General features: G+C 66.3%; 9 protein-coding genes. 5 read left to right on the forward strand and 4 right to left on the reverse strand.

What is annotated here, in order from left to right; all coding sequences use genetic code 11:
• The first annotated feature begins 39 nt into the window (after positions 1-39).
• A complete protein-coding gene (locus C8J46_RS00840) occupies positions 40-2,565 on the forward strand; it encodes an exo 1,3/1,4-beta-D-glucan glucohydrolase (RefSeq protein ID WP_132734180.1) in 2,526 nt (841 codons plus the stop codon).
• The gene (locus C8J46_RS00845; RefSeq protein WP_132734182.1) at positions 2,553-4,379 is read left to right on the forward strand and encodes a glycoside hydrolase family 9 protein; all 1,827 of its coding nucleotides are present in this window, start codon (positions 2,553-2,555) and stop codon (positions 4,377-4,379) included. Before C8J46_RS00840 ends, C8J46_RS00845 begins: the two co-directional genes overlap by 13 nt.
• Here the strand turns inward: C8J46_RS00845 and C8J46_RS00850 are convergent.
• Complete coding sequence (locus tag C8J46_RS00850) at positions 4,376-5,392, reverse strand: cupin-like domain-containing protein (protein WP_132734184.1); 1,017 nt, start codon at positions 5,390-5,392, stop codon at positions 4,376-4,378. The two genes, C8J46_RS00845 and C8J46_RS00850, sit on opposite strands and share 4 nt — an antisense overlap.
• Before the next feature lie 37 nt (positions 5,393-5,429).
• Positions 5,430-8,729, reverse strand: a complete 3,300-nt coding sequence (locus tag C8J46_RS00855; RefSeq protein WP_165886424.1) for a TonB-dependent receptor — start codon at positions 8,727-8,729, stop codon at positions 5,430-5,432.
• Positions 8,730-9,090: 361 nt separating this feature from the next.
• Here C8J46_RS00855 and C8J46_RS00860 point away from each other — a divergent pair, with 361 nt between their 5' ends.
• From C8J46_RS00860 to C8J46_RS00870, 3 genes are read left to right on the forward strand one after another with little or no spacing between them, the layout of a single operon-like run.
• A complete protein-coding gene (locus tag C8J46_RS00860) occupies positions 9,091-10,611 on the forward strand; it encodes a tryptophan halogenase family protein (RefSeq protein WP_132734188.1) in 1,521 nt (506 codons plus the stop codon).
• Positions 10,608-12,080: a tryptophan 7-halogenase gene (locus tag C8J46_RS00865; protein ID WP_165886425.1), complete on the forward strand. Its 1,473-nt coding sequence runs from the start codon at positions 10,608-10,610 to the stop codon at positions 12,078-12,080. Before C8J46_RS00860 ends, C8J46_RS00865 begins: the two co-directional genes overlap by 4 nt.
• A complete protein-coding gene (locus tag C8J46_RS00870; protein ID WP_132734192.1) occupies positions 12,077-13,609 on the forward strand; it encodes a tryptophan halogenase family protein in 1,533 nt (510 codons plus the stop codon). The genes C8J46_RS00865 and C8J46_RS00870 overlap by 4 nt, the downstream gene beginning before the upstream one ends.
• A 73-nt stretch (positions 13,610-13,682) precedes the next feature.
• Here C8J46_RS00870 and C8J46_RS00875 read toward each other — a convergent pair whose 3' ends face one another.
• Positions 13,683-15,350, reverse strand: coding sequence for an MFS transporter (locus tag C8J46_RS00875; protein WP_132734194.1), 1,668 nt, complete (start codon positions 15,348-15,350; stop codon positions 13,683-13,685).
• 49 nt (positions 15,351-15,399) lie between these two features.
• Complete coding sequence (locus tag C8J46_RS00880; protein WP_347812363.1) at positions 15,400-16,848, reverse strand: DcaP family trimeric outer membrane transporter; 1,449 nt, start codon at positions 16,846-16,848, stop codon at positions 15,400-15,402.
• Positions 16,849-16,869: the final 21 nt, after the last annotated feature.

Genomic DNA, 16,869 nt, shown 5'->3' on the forward strand with positions numbered 1-16,869 from the left:
GGTGCGGATCACGATCGCGCACCGTCCGGGGAGAGTATGATGTCGGCAGGGTTTTCCACGTTCACGATCGCGCTTCTGCTGCAATCCGCAGCGACGCCGGTAGCGCAACCAGCGCCGCTGTCTGCGGTCGCGCATCCCGAGATCTGGCCGACCGCCAACGCCCGCCCGTTGCGCGATCCGAAGGTCGAGGCGCGGATCGACGCGATCATGAAACGCATGTCCGTGGAGGACAAGATCGGCCAGCTGATCCAGGTCGACATCGCCAGCATCGAGCCCTCCGACCTGCGCACCTACAAGCTCGGCTCGATCCTCAACGGCGGCAATGCCGGCCCTGGAGGCAACGACCTTGCCCCACCCGTCGAGTGGCTTAAACTCGCCGACGCATTCTACGACGCGTCGATGGCCCGCAGCGACGGCCGCCCAGCGATCCCGGTGATCTGGGGCACCGACGCGGTCCACGGCAACAACAACATTCCCGGCGCGACGCTCTTCCCGCATAATATCGGCCTCGGTGCTGCGCGCGACCGCAACCTGATGCGCGAGATCGGCCACGTCACCGCGATCGAGACCGCCGCCGCCGGCATCGACTGGACCTTCGCCCCAACGCTCGCCGTCGTCCGCGACGACCGCTGGGGCCGCACGTACGAGAGTTATTCCGAAGAGCCGCAGGTTCAGGCCGATTACGCCGGCGCGGTCATCGAAGGGGTTCAGGGCAAGGTCGGCACCAAGGAATTCCTTGCACCCGACCACGTCATCGCGACCACGAAGCATTTCCTCGGCGATGGCGGCACCGGCGGGCGTGATCAGGGCGATGCACTCATCCCCGAAACCACGCTGCGCGATATCCACTTGGGCGGCTACCCCGCCGCGATCGAGGCCGGCACGCAGTCGGTGATGGCCAGCTTCTCGAGCTGGAACGGCGCCAAGATGCACGGCAACAAGAGCTTGCTGACCGGCGTGCTCAAAGACCGCCTTCACTTCGACGGCTTCGTGGTCGGCGACTGGAACGGCCACGGCCAGGTCGATGGCTGCTCGAACGAGAGTTGCGCGGCCGCGATTAACGCCGGGCTCGACATGTTCATGTATTCAGGCAGCGGGTGGAAGACACTCTACGACAACACGCTGAAGCAAGCGCAATCCGGAGAGATCCCCGCCGCCCGCCTCGACGACGCCGTCCGCCGCATCCTGCGCGTGAAAATCCGCGCCGGCACGTTCGATCGCGGCCGCCCGTCATCGCGCGCACTCGCCGGCAAGATGACCCTCATCGGTGCCGCCGACCACCGCGCGATCGCCCGCCGTGCGGCACGCGAATCGATGGTCCTGCTCAAGAACGAGGGCGGCCTGCTCCCGCTGAAACCGTCTGCGAACATCCTCGTCGCGGGCGGCGGTGCGGACAACATTCCGCAACAGGCCGGCGGCTGGTCGCTGACGTGGCAAGGCGGCGGCACCACCAACGCGAACTTCCCCAATGCCGAGACGATCTGGTCGGGCATCAGCACCGCGGTCAAGGATGCCGGCGGGACCGCCACGCTGTCGGCGGACGGCAATTTCGCCAAGAAGCCCGACGCGGCGATCGTCGTGTTCGGCGAGCAGCCCTATGCCGAGTTCAAGGGCGACCGCCCGAACCTCGAATACAGCGCCGAGGACAAGTCCGACCTCGAACTTCTGCGCAAACTGAAGGCCGCAGGCGTGCCGGTCGTCGCAGTGTTCCTGTCGGGCCGCCCGCTCTGGGTGAACGCCGAGTTGAACGCCTCCGATGCGTTCGTCGCGGCGTTCCTGCCGGGCAGCGAAGGCGGCGGCGTCGCCGACGTGCTGTTCCGCAAGAAGGACGGCAGCATCGCCAACGACTTCCGCGGCAAACTGAGCTTCTCCTGGCCCAAGCGCCCCGACCAGTATGTCCTCAACCGCTCCGACCCCGGCTACGACCCGCTGTTCGCGTTTGGCTATGGCCTGAGCTACGCCAAGCCGGGCAGCGTCCCTAAGCTCGACGAAACCCGCCCCGCCGGCATGGCCGCATCGTCGAATGGCACGATCTTCGGCAAGGGCCGCGTGCCCGAGGGCTGGTCGCTCACCCTGGTCGAACAAGACCAGTCGAAAGTCCGCCTGCTCGGCGTCAATGCGACGACCGCGACCAAGCGCCTCACCGCCTCCGCAGTCGATCGCCGTCGCCAGGAGGACGCACGTGCGCTCGTCTGGACCGGTGGCGCTGCGGACGCCCGCGTCGAGGCCTCGGGCCCGCTCGACCTCACGCGCGAGAGCAATGGCGAACTGAGCCTCGTCGTCGACGTCCGCGTCGATCGCGCAGGCAGCGCACCCGTCGGTCTCGGCATGGTCAGCAACGACGGCAAGGCGGTCACCGTCCCGATCACCAAGACACTCGCGGCGGGCAAGCCCGGCGATTGGCAACAGGTGATCGTCCCGCTGCAATGCTTCGCCAAGCGCGGCATCGACATGGCGCACGTCACCGCGCCGTTCGTGGTCGCCACCGACGGCAAGCTCGGCCTGTCGATCTCCGACGTGAAGATCGACTCCGCGCCGGTACCGATGACCAAATGCGGCGACTGAGCCGCCTCCTGCTCGGTGCGGCGGCCGTCCTGCTGACGACCGCCGCCACGCAAGCCCCGCCCGCGCCGATCAGGATCGATCAGGCGGGGTTCGAGACGAGCGGTCCGAAGATCGCCGTCCTGCCATCGACGCAGGCCAAGCCGCTCGCGTGGACGCTCACCGATTCGCGCGGCAAGACCGTCGCTTCGGGCCAGACGATACCCGTCGGTCCCGACCCAGCCTCGGGCGAAAGCGTCCAGCGGATCGACTTCGGCACGTTCCGGACGTCCGGCACCGGTTATCGCCTCCACGTCGGCAGCGACGCCAGCCACCCCTTCGCGATCGCCGACCGCCCGTTCGCGCGCGTGGCGACCGCGGCGATGGCCTTCTTCTACCAACAGCGCAGTGGCGTCCCCATCCTGCCCGCCTACGTCGAACGCAAAGACCTCGCCCGCCCCGCCGGCCACGCCCCCGACATCGCCACCTGCTTCGGCGGGCGCGACCAGAAGGGCGTCAAATGGCCCGGTTGCGACTACAAGATCGACGCGACCGGCGGCTGGTACGACGCGGGCGACCAAGGCAAATACGTCGTCAACGGCGGCGTCTCGACCTGGACCTTGCTCGACCTCCACGAGCGCCTGGCCGCGTTCGGTGACGCCGGCGCGTTCGCCGACGGTCGGCTCGCGCTGCCCGAGCGAGCCAACGGCAAGGACGATTTGCTCGACGAAGCGCGCGTCGAGGTCGCCTTCCTGCTCGCGATGCAGATCCCCGACGGCACCAAGCTGGCCATCGCGCCCGACGCAGGCGTCGCCGGCAAGGCGATCACCCGGTTCGAGACGATCGACGCGGGCGGGTTGGTTCATACCAAGATCGCCGACAAGAACTGGACGGGGATACCGACCGCGCCGGCTATCGATCACGAGATTCGGTTCCTGTATCCGCCATCGACTGCGGCGACGCTCAACATGGTTGGTGTGGCGGCGCAGTGCGCGCGGATTTGGCGGGCGATCGATCCGGCCTTCGCCACCAAATGCCTCACCGCGGCGCGACGTGGCTGGGCGGCGGCACTCCGCCATCCGAACCTCCTCACCAGTTCCGACTTCACGGGTAGCGGGGGCTATGGCGACCCGGATGTCCGTGACGAGTTCACCTTCGCCGCCGCGCAACTCTACGCGACCACCAACGAAGCGGTTTTCCTCGATCGCCTGCGCAAGGACGGCATCTTCACCGATCCCGGCACGGATATCGGCTGGGGTTCGCTCAGACTGGCCGGCGCGCTGACGCTCGCCACCTTGCCCGACACGCGACCCGCGAACGACCGTGCCAAACTCCGCACCCGGATCACCGCGCTCGCCGACGGCTTCGTCGCCGAGGGTAAGCGCAGCGGCTACGGCATCCCATTTGGCGGCACCAACTACCCCTGGGGTTCGAACAGCTCGATCCTCAACCGCGCGATCGTGCTCGGCGTCGCGTGGCAGATCGACCGCAAGCCCGCCTATCGCGACGCGGTGGTATCGAGCCTCGACTACATCCTCGGCCGCAATCCGCTCGACCGATCCTACGTCACCGGTATCGGCACGCGCCCGATGCAGCACCCGCACCACCGCTTCTGGGCGGCCGCGGCGGACAAACGCTATCCCGCGCCGCCCACCGGAGTCCTCTCCGGCGGCCCCAACTCGGCCGCCGCGAACGAGCCCGGCCCGATGAAAGGCTGCGCACCCCAAACCTGCTGGATCGACGACTATCGTGCCTTCACCGTCAACGAAGTCGCGATCAACTGGAACGCCCCGCTAGTATGGACCGCCGCCTTCCTCGACGCGACGCGAGGGCGCTAGAGCCGTTCTAGCGTCCGCGCGAGGTATCCGCGGATCGCGTCGGTCCGCTCCGGCGACGGGCTTCCGAGCACGCCGCGCATCGCGTCAGGCAGATGCGCGGCCGCGCCCTGCGCCGCGTCTCCGAACACGTATTGATCGAACCACCCCCGAACCGCCGCGCGCTCGCCCTCTGGCAAGTCACGGATCGCCAGGATCGCGTGGATCAGCGCGGGGAACGGCGAGGCCGCGCCAGCTTGCCCCCACCAGTAATTGACCAGCACGTTGAACCGCCCAAGCGCCTTGACGTCATGCCACCACATCGACGGGATGAAGATCGCATCGCCCGGCTCCAGCACCGTCACCTGCATCTGCGCACGCGCCTCGGCAAATCGCGGATACCGCTCCAGATCGGGCGCTTCGAGATCGACAAGGCTGACCGGCTGTCCGGCGATCGTGACATCGAGCGGACCGACATACAGGTTGGGCCCCTGCTCGGGCGGAAACAGGCAGAACCGCCGCCGCCCCGCCACCACGACAGCGACGTTGCTCGACACGTCGTAATGCGTCGACACCCGGCTCTCGTTTCCAATCCACACCCGCGGCACCGCATCGGGCGTGGGCAGCGGCAACACGTTCGCCTCAGCCCAGCCCGGCAGGAATTCCCCCGCCGCCGCCGCCCCGGCATAGATGGCCGGCGCGCCGGGCACCCCCTGCAACGCGATCAACTGGTCGACCAGCGTCGGGATCGGCGCCTTGGCGCGCTCGAAATTGAAGCCGCTCAGGTCGTCATTGTAGAAGAACCGCCCGCGCACGTCGCTTTGCGCGACCATGACGTCGGCGGAGCGCCCCCCATCGAACGACACGATATGCTCGCCGATCGCGCGATCGGATTGACGCGCGGCCCGGACCGCGGGCCAATCCGCCGCCAGTCCGCGCATCACCACCGGGCGATAGCCGTGCGCGATCGCGGCTTCGAACCGCGCCGCATCGATCGCACCGGTTTCGGCAACCGGAAGGCCAAGGATCTCACTCATCGCGTGCGTGTAATCCCTGGCCTCGTATCCCGCTACCTCAGAAGGTCATGCGCGCCGACAGCGTGTACGACCGGTCGTTCTTGAAGAAGCTCCGCGGCGCTTCGAGCCCTGCACCGTTCAGCAGGAAGTTGGTCTTGGTCGTCTCGTCGAGCAGGTTCGACGCGGTCACGCCGAGCTTGAAATGCTCGTTCACCGTCACGAACGCCGAGGCATCGAGCTGTCCGGTCGGCAATGCGTAGACCGGCAGGAACGGGAAGCAGCAATCGCGGTTGGTCAGCAGGAACTTCGAGCGCCAGCTATATGCGACGCGGGCATAGAACGGACCCTTGTCGTAGAAGCCGGCGACGTTGACGGTATGCTTCGACAGGCCCTGGAGCGGGAGGTTGTCGTACAGACCGGCGACGTCCTGCGGCGGACGGCTGCCATCCGCGGCGCCGTTGGCGGGCACCGGGTTAGGGATCTTGCCCGCCTTCACATAGGTGTAGTTGGCTTGCAGGCCGAGACCGCCGAGCGCACCGGGCAGGAAGTCGAAGGTCTGCTGGTACGCGATTTCCGCACCCTTGATCCGCGACTTGCCGTCGACATTGGCAGGACCGTTGACCTGGACGTCGAACGTCTGGCCGTTGTTGGTCAGCGTGCGCGTGTAGCCGAGATTGTCGACGATGATGTTCGACAGCGTCTTGTGGAACACCGTCGCGGTCAGTGAGCCGACCTTGGAGAAATACCACTCGCTGGTCAGATCGAATTGCAACGCCTCGACCGGCCGCAGATACGGGTTCCGCGACGTCGCCGAGAACTGGTAGTTGCCCGCGGTGTTACCCGACGACACACCGACGCCGACGAAGTTGCGCAGATCGCCAAAGTTCGGACGCGAGATCGCCTTCGATCCGGCGGCGCGGAACAGCAAGGTCGGCGTGACCTGCAGCTTCACGTTGGCGCTCGGCAGCCAGAAGTTGAACTTTTGCTTGGCGACATCCGGGATCGATCCGGAGTTCGCATAGGCGAGGATCGCCGCCTGCTGGGCTGCGGGCACGGTGCAGATCGCGTTGATCGTCCCCGACGCCGGCGGCTTGTCACGCTGCGACTGGCAGAACCCGGCCAGCGTCTGGGGATACGCTCCACCGGTCGGGGTCGCCGGCAGGTTGGACGCATCGAAGATGCTGCTCTGATTCGGGAAGGTGATCGCGCCGTTGGAGCTGTCCTTGGTATTGACGAAGCGCACGCCGACGTTGCCGGTCAGGCTCATGCCGTTGCCGAAATCCTCAACGCCGAAATCGGCGCGGACATAGGCGGACTTGGTCTGCTCGCGGTTACGATAGAGTTCGCTGTTCAGGTACGCGCCATCGTTCAGCGGGCTGCCATCGCCGTTCTTGCGATCTTCGAGCGCGGTATACCCGCCGCCGCCCAGGGTCGTGATCTTGCGCAGCAGGTCGGTGAAAGCGTCGTGATCGCGCAAAATGTCTTCGGCGACGAAGGTCGCGCTGGGCGGCGTGTTGGTCTGACCACGGAAGAAATTGGTGAAATTGTGCAGGCTCTGCTCGTTCTGACCAAGTGCCGCATAGCTTACCGGCCCCTTTGCCGACCACGTCTCGGACAGATAGCCCCAATTGTTGTAATCTGCCGACCGCACGAGCTGCTTGCGATCCGCATACCGGCCACCGACGCGGACGTTGCGCAGGAACGCGGTGTCGCTGACGTCGAACTGCGCATCGCCGCGGAAGGCCCATTCGTGGCCATCATTATCCTGGCGACCATTGAAGGCGTCGCGGAAATAGATCGAGTTGGGGTTGGCGAAATAGCTGGTCGTATCGAAGCCCGGTGTGATCGACGTGATCTGCGGGATGCTGCCGCGCAGGTCGATCGCGGTCTGACTGAACGTCGCGGTGTCGAGGATGTCGTCGCGAACCTTGACCTTCGAAGTGGCGTATTGCCCGTCGAAATTCAGGTGGAGGCGCTCGATCGGCTCGAACTTGATGTTGAGCGACTGATCCTGCGAGATCGACTTCGAGAAGAAGTGCCGGTTGGATTCGGTCGTGAACACGCCGTTCGGCGAAAACTGGCTCAGCACGCCGTACCCGTTCGGGCCGTTGCCCTGCACCGCGCCGGTGCGCTTGCCGAGCGTGCCGCTCGTGAAGACGCCGTTGTCGTCATAGGTGAAGTCCGAGCCACCGACCGGGAACACCGTGTTGGCATCGCCGTAATAGACGTTGGGCTCGACGGTGTGCTCGAGCCAGTCGTCGGTCGATTCGGCGCGGACGAACTGTGCGGTGACCAGCAGGTTGCCCGACGCGGTCTCATATTGCGCGGCGCCCGAATAGCCGATGCGCGTGCGGTCGAAATCCTGCGAGCGCGAGCCCGCACCCAGCGGTGCATATACGACGTTGCGACCGGCCGGCAGCGGGAAGGTATCGAACAGCGTCGACTGGTACGGCGTGCCCGCGTTCAACACGCGGCCTTCGCCGGCATCCTGGACGCCATTGCCGTTCTTGTCGTCGTTATAGCGCGGCAGCATCGACGAGATGAACACCGAGTCCGAACGGCTGTAGAGCTTCTGGTAGGTGCCGCTCGCGAGGATACCGAAGCGGCCTGCGCTGCCCAGGTCGAACTGCTTCGAGACGAGCCCGACGAACTGCGGCGCGCCGCGCTTCTCGAGATCGCCGAGGTTCATGCCCGCCGAAAGGAACAGCAGGTCCTTCTTCGAGTCGAACGGCTTGCGCGTGTTGATGTTGACGGTACCGGCGATGCCGCCCTCGACCAGATCGGCGGTCAGATTCTTGAAGACCTCGACCGAGCCGACGATTTCCGCCGGAATGTCGTTGAAGCCGATCTCGCGACCGCCGCCCGCTGCGAATGCATCGCGGCCGTTGAACTCGCCACGGACGTAGCTGAGACCGCGGATCACGACACCCGAGCCCTGTGCGGAATAGTGCGCCGAGTCGCTGGGGGCGGCGAAACGGCTGATCGAAACGCCGGGAACGCGCTGCAGCGCTTCGTTGACCGAGCGATCGGGGAGCGCACCGATGTCTTCCGCGGTGATCGCGTCGACGACGGTGTCCGAGTTACGCTTGATATTCTGCGCGTTGGCGAGGCTCTGGCGGATACCGGTGACGACGATCTCGCCGCGGTCGGTGTCCGGGGTCGGATTACCGGCGTCCTGCGACGCACCCGAGGTGCCGGTGGTGTTGCTGGCCGAGCCGGGGGCCGTGCCCGCGGTTGCCGAGTCGAGGCTGGCCGAACCCGACGTCGTGCTTGCGACGCCCGAACCGGCCGGCGCCGGCACTGCCTGCGGATCAGCTGCGGCAGGATCGGCGACCTGCGCGAAGGCTGAGGGGGCCATGACGGCAATTGCGATTACCGAAACGCTTGCGCCAATAAGACGCGACGCGCGAGCGATCGCCCGCGATGATGCAACACCAGCCATGATAAACCCCTAAGCATCCTTCAGCGCGATCGCCGCCGCTCTTCGAGCAGACGATCTAATCGCACATCTCCAGATCGACGAACGTCCTTCGCTCGCCTTGCCAAGGTGTTAGGCAGCAAAATTACGGATCACAAGACGAATAAGACAATTTGAAAGACAGATCTGTCAGACGTTGCCGAGGTGTTGCCAAAGTGTAACAGGCTCGGAACGGTCCTACTGATAAGAGGCTGTCGGAAGAGACTGTGCAAACGGTGCTGGCAAGAGGATTAAGGCGGGGATGGAGACGGGCGGAACGCGGGTTGTCGTGGTCGGCGGCGGAACAGCGGGATGGATGACGGCCGCTGCGTTGGTCAGGCTGTTGCCGACAGCGTGCAGCGTCCATCTGATCGAGTCGGCAGAGATCGGCATCGTCGGCGTCGGCGAAGCGACGCTGCCCCATATCCGCGCCTTCGTGGAGCGACTGGGTCTCGACGAGGCCGACTTCATGCGGGCTACGCATGCGACCTTCAAACTGGGAATCGACTTCCGCGACTTCGGCGCGATCGGCGACAGTTACATCCACCCGTTCGGCACGTTCGGCCGACCGCTCGACGATGTCGGCTTCCACCATTACTGGCTCCGGCTCGCGGCGGAGGGACGCGCAGGGCCAATCGGCGACTATTCGGTCGCGGTCGCCGCTGCGAAGGCGCACCGCTTCGCCATTCCCGATGGCCCGGCGGACGATCTCGCGGCGAGCTTCGGCTATGCCTATCAGTTCGATGCGACCTTGTTCGGCCCCTATCTCCGCCGCTTTGCCGAAGCGCACGGCGCACGCCGGACCGAAGCGCGGATCATATCGGTCGACCAGGATGCGGTGAGCGGCGACGTCCGTGCGGTCCGCCTCGACAGTGGGGAGACGGTCGAGGGCGACCTGTTCGTCGATTGCTCGGGCTTCCGCAGCCTTTTGCTCGGCAATGCGATGGCCGAGCCGTGGGAGGACTGGTCGCGCTGGCTGCCGTGCGACCGCGCGGTCGCGATGCCGTGCACCTCGCCCGAGGGACCGATCGAACCCTATACGAGAGCGACCGCGAAACCGGCCGGGTGGCAGTGGCGGATCCCGCTCCAGCACCGCGTCGGCAACGGCTATGTCTATTCCAGCGCGCATATTGCGGATCAGGCCGCTGCCGATGCGCTGGTCGCGTCGGTCGAGGGCACGCCGCTCGCCGACCCGCGCTTCCTCAAATTTCGCGCCGGTCGTCGCAGCAACAGCTGGGTCGGCAACGTCGTCGCGATCGGCCTCGCCTCGGGCTTCCTCGAACCGCTCGAATCGACCAGCATCTACCTCGCGCAGATGGCTATCACGCAGCTGATCGAACTGTTTCCGCAGCGCGCCGGATCGGAGGGCATCTCCGCGACCGACCGGACCGAGTTCAACCGGATGGTCGACATGGAATATGACCGCATCCGCGATTTCCTGATCCTGCATTACCACGCCACCACCCGCGACGATTCGGACTTCTGGAACCATGTCCGGACGATGGAGGTCCCTGCTACGCTTGCCGACAAGATGGAGCTGTTCCGCCGCGCCGGTCGCGTGACGCAGTATAGCGAGGGGCTGTTCCTCGAACCGAGCTGGATCGCGGTCTATCTCGGGCAAGGCATCATCCCGCAGGCTTGGGACCAGCGCGCCGATCGCCCCGGGCTCGACGGTCTAGACCGCGCGGTCGCCAGCCTGCGCGATCATGTCGCCGCCACTGCTTCGGCGATGCCCGACCATGCCGCGTTCATCGCCCGCCGCAACGCGACGATTGCCGCGTGACCAGCCGCACGCCGATCGCGAGCATCGCCGTGCTCGGTGCCGGGGTCGTCGGCCTGTCCGCGGCGATCGCGTTCGCACGCGCGCTGCCGGGGTTGGCGGTGACCCTGATCGAGACGCCGGATGACGCTGCCGCGCTGACCGATCGCCTCTCGGGCACGCTGCCGTCGATCACCGCGTTTCACGATCGGATCGGCCTGCGCGAACGCGATCTGCTCGCGGCGGGCGCGACGCACCGGCTCGGCACGCGGCTGTCGGACTGGAGCGCGGACGGGGCGCCCGTCGTGCTGGCGCAGGGCGAGCGCGGCGGGACGATCGCTCCCGGCGCATTCCACCAGCATTGGCTGAATGCACGCCGCGCGGGGAAGACAGCGGCGTTCGATGCCTTCTCGGTGCCCGCGGTCCTCGCCGCCGCAGAGAAATTCGTCCATCCGTCCGACGATCCGAACTCGCCGATCTCGGGCTTCGGCTATGCGCTACGGCTCGATCCGCCCCGCTACCGCGACCTGTTGCGCGCGCTCGCCCGGCATATTGGCATCGTCCCCGTTCCCGGCGCCTTTGCGGGTGTCGAGCGCGGTGAAGACGGCAGGGTCTCCGCGGTGTTGCTGGCAGACGGCCGCCGCTTGGTCGCCGATCTGTATGTCGACTGTTCCGGCCCCGCTGCCCCGTTGCGGTCGGCACTGGATACGCAATGGGACGATTGGCGGACCTGGCTGCCGGTCGACCGTCTCTTGCTGGGGACGGCGCCGGTGCAGACCCTGACACCGACCGACGATCTGGTTGCGGTGCCGGCCGGCTGGCGGTTCGCAAGCCGGTTGCGCGACCGCACGCTGGTCGGGCTCGCCTACGCGGCGGATCAGACCTCCGACTCCAGCGCGCGGCGGATTCTGCCGGCCGGCGACACCATCGTGCCGCTCACGCCGGGCGCGCGACCCGAGCCATGGAAGCACAACGTCCTCGCGCTGGGCGATGCCGCAGTCGTGCTCGATCCGCTTGCCGACGCCAACCTGCACCTCGCCCATGCCGCGATCCTCCGCGCGATCGACCTGCTGCCGGGTCGTGACTGCGCGCCGACCGAGCTCGCCGAATATAATCAGCGCAGTTACCGCCAGGCCGCTCGGGTCCGCGACTTCCAGGCGGCGCATTACCTGCCGACCGGTCGCACGCGCGGTCCGTTCTGGAAGCATGCGTCCCGCCTCTCCCGTCCGGACAGCCTCGCACACACGCTCGAACATTTCGCGCATCGTGGTCGCCTGCCGTTCTACGAGGATGAAAGCTTTGACAAGGACGACTGGCACGGGCTGCTGCTCGGTCTTGGCATCATCCCCCGCATCGCCGATCCGATCGCATCGGCCAGCCCGCCCGACACGATCGCCGCGACGCTGAAACGGCTCGCCGAGGCAACCGCCGCGTTGCCGGCGCGCCTGCCCCCCTATCCCCTGTATCTCGCGCAACTGGAGCGTGCACGATGACCGATCCCAACCCTGGCCCGATCCGCAAAGTCGTCATCGTCGGCGGGGGGACCGCCGGCTGGATGGCCGCCGCGGCCGCCGCCCGCTATCTAGACGATGGCCAGCGCCAGGTCGTCCTGATCGAGTCCGACGCGATCGGCACGGTCGGCGTCGGCGAGGCGACGATCCCGCCGATCCTTGGCTTCAACGCGCTGCTCGGGATCGACGAACGCGACTTCCTCCGCGCGACCGGCGCCACCTTCAAGCTCGGCATCGAGTTCGTCGGCTGGGACACCGGCGACGATCGCTACATGCACGCTTTCGGCGGGCATGGCCGCGACATCCAGGGGCTCGCCTTCCACCAACTCTGGCTGAAATTGCGCGATCGTCCCGGTATCGGCGCGCTCGAGGAATATGCCCCCTCCGCGGTGGCGGCCTATCTACACAAGTTCGGCCAGCCTGGCGGCCAGCCACCGCTCGCCTACGCCTATCATTTCGACGCCGGGCTCTACGCGGCGTTCCTCCGCCGCCGTGCCGAGGCCGGTGGCGTCACCCGGATCGAAGGGCGGATCACCGGCACCGATCGCGATCCACTGACCGGCCATGTCCGCGCCGTTCGCCTCGAAGGTGGCCAATCGGTCGACGGCGACCTGTTCATCGACTGTTCCGGCTTCCGCAGCCTGTTGCTCGGCGAAACGATGGGCGTGGCGTTCGAGGACTGGTCGCACTGGCTCCCCTGCGATCGCGCAGTCGCGGTGCCGACCGAACCGAGCACGCCGCTATTGCCCTATACGCGGGCGACCGCGCGCACCGCCGGCTGGCAATGGCGGATCCCGCTCCAGCATCGCACCGGCAATGGCCATGTCTATTCCAGCGCGCACATCTCGGATGACGAGGCGACCGCTACGTTGCTCGCGAACCTCGACTCGAAACCGACCGCCGAGCCGCGCCAGTTGCGGTTCAAGGCGGGGCGCCGGGAAAGGCTGTGGGAGGGCAACGTCGTCGCGCTTGGCCTCGCGGGAGGGTTTCTCGAGCCACTCGAATCGACGAGCATCCACCTGATCCAGACCGGCATCTCGAAGCTGTTCGCGCTGTTCCCCGACCGCGGTTTCTCCGCCGTCGAACGCGACGAGTATAACCGCCTGATGGGTGACGCCTACACCTCGGTCCGCGACTTCATCATCCTGCACTACCACGCCACCCGGCGCGACGATTCCGCGTTCTGGCGGCATGTCCGGACGATGCCGATCCCCGACAGCCTGACGCGAAAGCTCACGCTGTTCCGCAAAAACGCCCGCATCTTCCGCTACGACGATGAACTTTTCGGGATTTCGAGCTGGGTGCAGGTGCTGCTCGGGCAGGATGTCGTCCCGGTCGGTTATGACCCGATCGTCGATGCGCTCGATGCCGACCGCGTTGCGGACGCGGTCCGTCAGATCCGCGGGGCGACGTTGCGCACGGCGCAGGCATTGCCCGGCCATGGCGACTTCGTTGCGACACATGGCCGGTTTGAGGGCGTCCCGCCCATGCGGTCCCCAGTTCGAACCTGACGCCCAAAACATTTCGGCCCCGAGGCGCGCCTAAGCGCCTCGGGGCCGATCAGGTTGTCGGTAACGCAGTAGCTCAGCCGTGCAGCGACCGACGGAACGTCTCTGGCAGGAACACCAACCCGACCAAGGCCGTCACCGCGCAGGCGACGATCGGATACCAGAGCCCGTAATAGATATCCCCGGTCGCCGCGACCATCGCGAACGCCGCGGTCGGCAAGAACCCGCCGAACCAGCCATTGCCGATATGATAGGGCAGCGACATCGAGGTGTAGCGGATCCGCGTCGGGAACAGCTCGACCAGCAACGCGGCGATCGGCCCGTAGACCATCGTCACGTACAGCACGAGGATCACGAGGATCGCGACGACCATCGGCTTGTTGATCTGCGCCGGATCAGCCTTTTCGGGGTAACCCACCGCGGTCAGCGCGGTCTTCACCTCGGTCTGGAACGCCTTGATCGCCGCCGCCTTATCAGGCCCAGACACGACCGCCGGGTTGACGACCGGGATGGTCGCGCCGCCGATATGGATCTGCGCGACGGTGCCCGCGGGCGCGATCACATTGGCGTACGAAATGCCGGCCTTCGCCAGATACGCCTTGGCGATGTCGCACGAGCTCTTGTCGAACTTGTTCTTGCCGACCGGGTCGAACTGCACCGAGCATTCGTCGGGATTGGCGACGATGCTCACCGGCGAATTGGCCTGCGCCGCATACAGCGCGGGGTTGGCGGCCTTCGACAGCGCGTGGAACAGCGGCATGTAGGTCAGCGCGGCGAGCGCGCAGCCGGTCAGGATGATGTATTTCCGCCCGATCCTGTCCGACAGCCAGCCGAAGAAGATGAACGCCGGCGTGGCGATCAGCAGCGCGATCGCGATCAGGATGTTGGTGGTCGGCCCATCGACGCGCAGGTTTTTCTCGAGGAAGAACAGCGCGTAGAACTGGCTGGTGTAGAACACGACGCCCTGCCCGACGACCGCACCGAACAGCGCGATCAGCACGACCTTGAGGTTGCTCCACTGCCCGAACGCTTCGGTCAGCGGCGCCTTCGAGGTCTTGCCCTCGTCCTTCATCTTCTGGAACACCGGGCTCTCTTCGAGCTGCATGCGGATCCAGAGCGACACCGCCAGCAACGCGATCGAGACGATGAACGGGATACGCCAGCCCCAAGCCGCGAACGCCTCTTCGCCGACCAGAGTCCGCACGCCGATCACGATCAACAGCGCCGCGAACAGCCCGAGCGATGCAGTGGTCTGGATGAAGCTGGTGAACAGCCCGCGCTTCTTGTCGGGTGCGTGTTCCGCGACATAGGTCGCGGCACCACCATATTCGCCGCCGAGCGCAAGGCCCTGCAACAGGCGCAGCACGACCAGCGCGATCGGCGCGGCGACGCCGACCGATGCGTAGCTCGGGAGCAGACCGACCAGGAAGGTCGACAGGCCCATGATCGCCATCGTGACGAGGAAGGTGTTCTTGCGCCCGACGACATCGCCGATCCGTCCGAACACGAGCGCGCCGAACGGCCGCACCGCGAACCCGGCCGCGAACGCCGCGAGCGCGAAGATGAACCCGGTGGTCTCGTTGACGCCCGAGAAGAACTGCGCGGTGATGATCGTCGCCAGCAGGCCGTAGAGATAGAAATCATACCATTCGAACACCGCACCCAACGAGGATGCGATGATGATGAGCGGCTGGCTCTGTTCCACGTGCCCAAGGGTCGATGCGTCCCCGGTTGTAGTCGCCATGGCGGTATCCTCTCAGGTGGTGCGGTGGGGATTCTGCAGCGTTGGGCAGTCAGAACCCGTATTTGAATGCGAATTCGAGGCGATCGAGCGCGCCGGTGTCACCGGAGACGAGTTCGCGCACGGCGTGGCGATATTCCACGCCGATGTCGAAGCCCTTGCCCGGCGACCAGAACAGGTTGCCCGCGCCGCCATAGGACTTGGCGTTCGCCAGCCCCGTGACGATCACGCCGGCCGGATAATTGGCCGACTGGTAGCTGCCCATGAGCGTCGAGTGGATCGCATCGGTCCAGCCGATACGGAACGCCGCGAAGGCCGCGAAATTATCGATCCGCTCGAGCTGGGTCGCGGTGCCGCCGTAGATCGCGTCGGGGACGTATCCCAATCCCAGATAGCGGCCGATGCCCTGCCCGTAGGTCGCCATGAAGCGTAGGTCGTGACGCTTTCCGATCGGGATCTTGCCAGACCCGGAAACGCCCCAGCCGAAAGCGGTATCGCCGCTGCCCAGCGTATCGGTGCGCAGTTCACGCGCGATACCGGCCAGCGCGAAATCTCCGAATGTCGGCTTCCAGTTCACGCGTGCCACCACGTCGGGCAGGCGATCGTCATCCGTGTCGACCAGCGCCGCATTGGCCGGCAGCGCGGTTTCCGTTTCGGGGTTCTCGGCCGCGATCTGCAACGTCAGGCCGGATCGCAACGGGATGGTGTAGCGGACCTGGGCCTGGCGGTTGAACACCGTGCCGTCCAGCGGTCCGACGAAATCCGTCGTCTCCGGCAGCACCGCGATGTTCTGGAAAGTCGACCATTCCTGGCCGACCAACAGGTTGCCATATTCGATGAAGCCGCGGCGGAAGGTGGGCGTGTAGGGATTGGTCGCACGCTGCGCGCCGACCGGCGCCGTCGCGAGCGCGAAATCGAACTCCACCAGCGTCTTGATGTCGGTGCCGTTCATCGGCGTCGACGTGCTGAACTGCAGGCGGGTCTGGCGTGCGGAGAGCAGCAGATCCTGTGTGGAGAACCCGCCGCCGACCGGAATCTGCTGCGGCAGGAAGAACTCCTTGCCCAGCCCGCCGACCGCGGCTTCGCCATCGCTGTAGCGGCTGGCAATGACGTTGAGGCGAACGAAGCCGCCGAGCTTGACCGTCGTGTTGCCGACGCGGAAACCGTCGGTCGGTGCCGAATTTGCCGCGACAGGCTTGGCCTGGGCCACGTTGGTCGCGCCGGGCGATCGGCCTAGCGACTCGGATGCCACGCTCATCGACGACGCGGTCATGGGATTGGTGTTCATGGGAGCCGGGTTCATGGCAGTCGGGGCGATCGGCGCCGCAGCGGTCGCGCGCGCTGCATTCAGCTCGCCGCGCAGATCCTGCACGGCGGCTTCGAGCGCCTTCAATCGCGTCTCGAGCTCGATCTCGCGTGCCGTCTGCGCCTGCGCCATACCCGGTACCAGCGCAGTACCCGCCAGCAACGCCGTCAAGGCCAGCCTCGTCTTGAATGCCATCCGTGTCATCCCCGTCTCCGC

This window comes from Sphingomonas sp. PP-F2F-A104-K0414, assembly GCF_004340945.1.
Taxonomy (GTDB): domain Bacteria; phylum Pseudomonadota; class Alphaproteobacteria; order Sphingomonadales; family Sphingomonadaceae; genus Sphingomonas.

What these genes read in the sequence shown, in the direction of transcription:
- C8J46_RS00875 (WP_132734194.1), bottom strand. Translation starts at nt 15,350, where the DNA reads ATGGCGACTACAACCGGGGACGCATCGACCCTTGGGCACGTGGAACAG.
- C8J46_RS00845 (WP_132734182.1), top strand. Translation starts at nt 2,553, where the DNA reads ATGCGGCGACTGAGCCGCCTCCTGCTCGGTGCGGCGGCCGTCCTGCTG.
- C8J46_RS00880 (WP_347812363.1), bottom strand. Translation starts at nt 16,848, where the DNA reads ATGGCATTCAAGACGAGGCTGGCCTTGACGGCGTTGCTGGCGGGTACT.
- C8J46_RS00870 (WP_132734192.1), top strand. Translation starts at nt 12,077, where the DNA reads ATGACCGATCCCAACCCTGGCCCGATCCGCAAAGTCGTCATCGTCGGC.
- C8J46_RS00855 (WP_165886424.1), bottom strand. Translation starts at nt 8,729, where the DNA reads ATGGCCCCCTCAGCCTTCGCGCAGGTCGCCGATCCTGCCGCAGCTGAT.
- C8J46_RS00840 (WP_132734180.1), top strand. Translation starts at nt 40, where the DNA reads ATGTCGGCAGGGTTTTCCACGTTCACGATCGCGCTTCTGCTGCAATCC.
- C8J46_RS00850 (WP_132734184.1), bottom strand. Translation starts at nt 5,392, where the DNA reads ATGAGTGAGATCCTTGGCCTTCCGGTTGCCGAAACCGGTGCGATCGAT.
- C8J46_RS00860 (WP_132734188.1), top strand. Translation starts at nt 9,091, where the DNA reads ATGGAGACGGGCGGAACGCGGGTTGTCGTGGTCGGCGGCGGAACAGCG.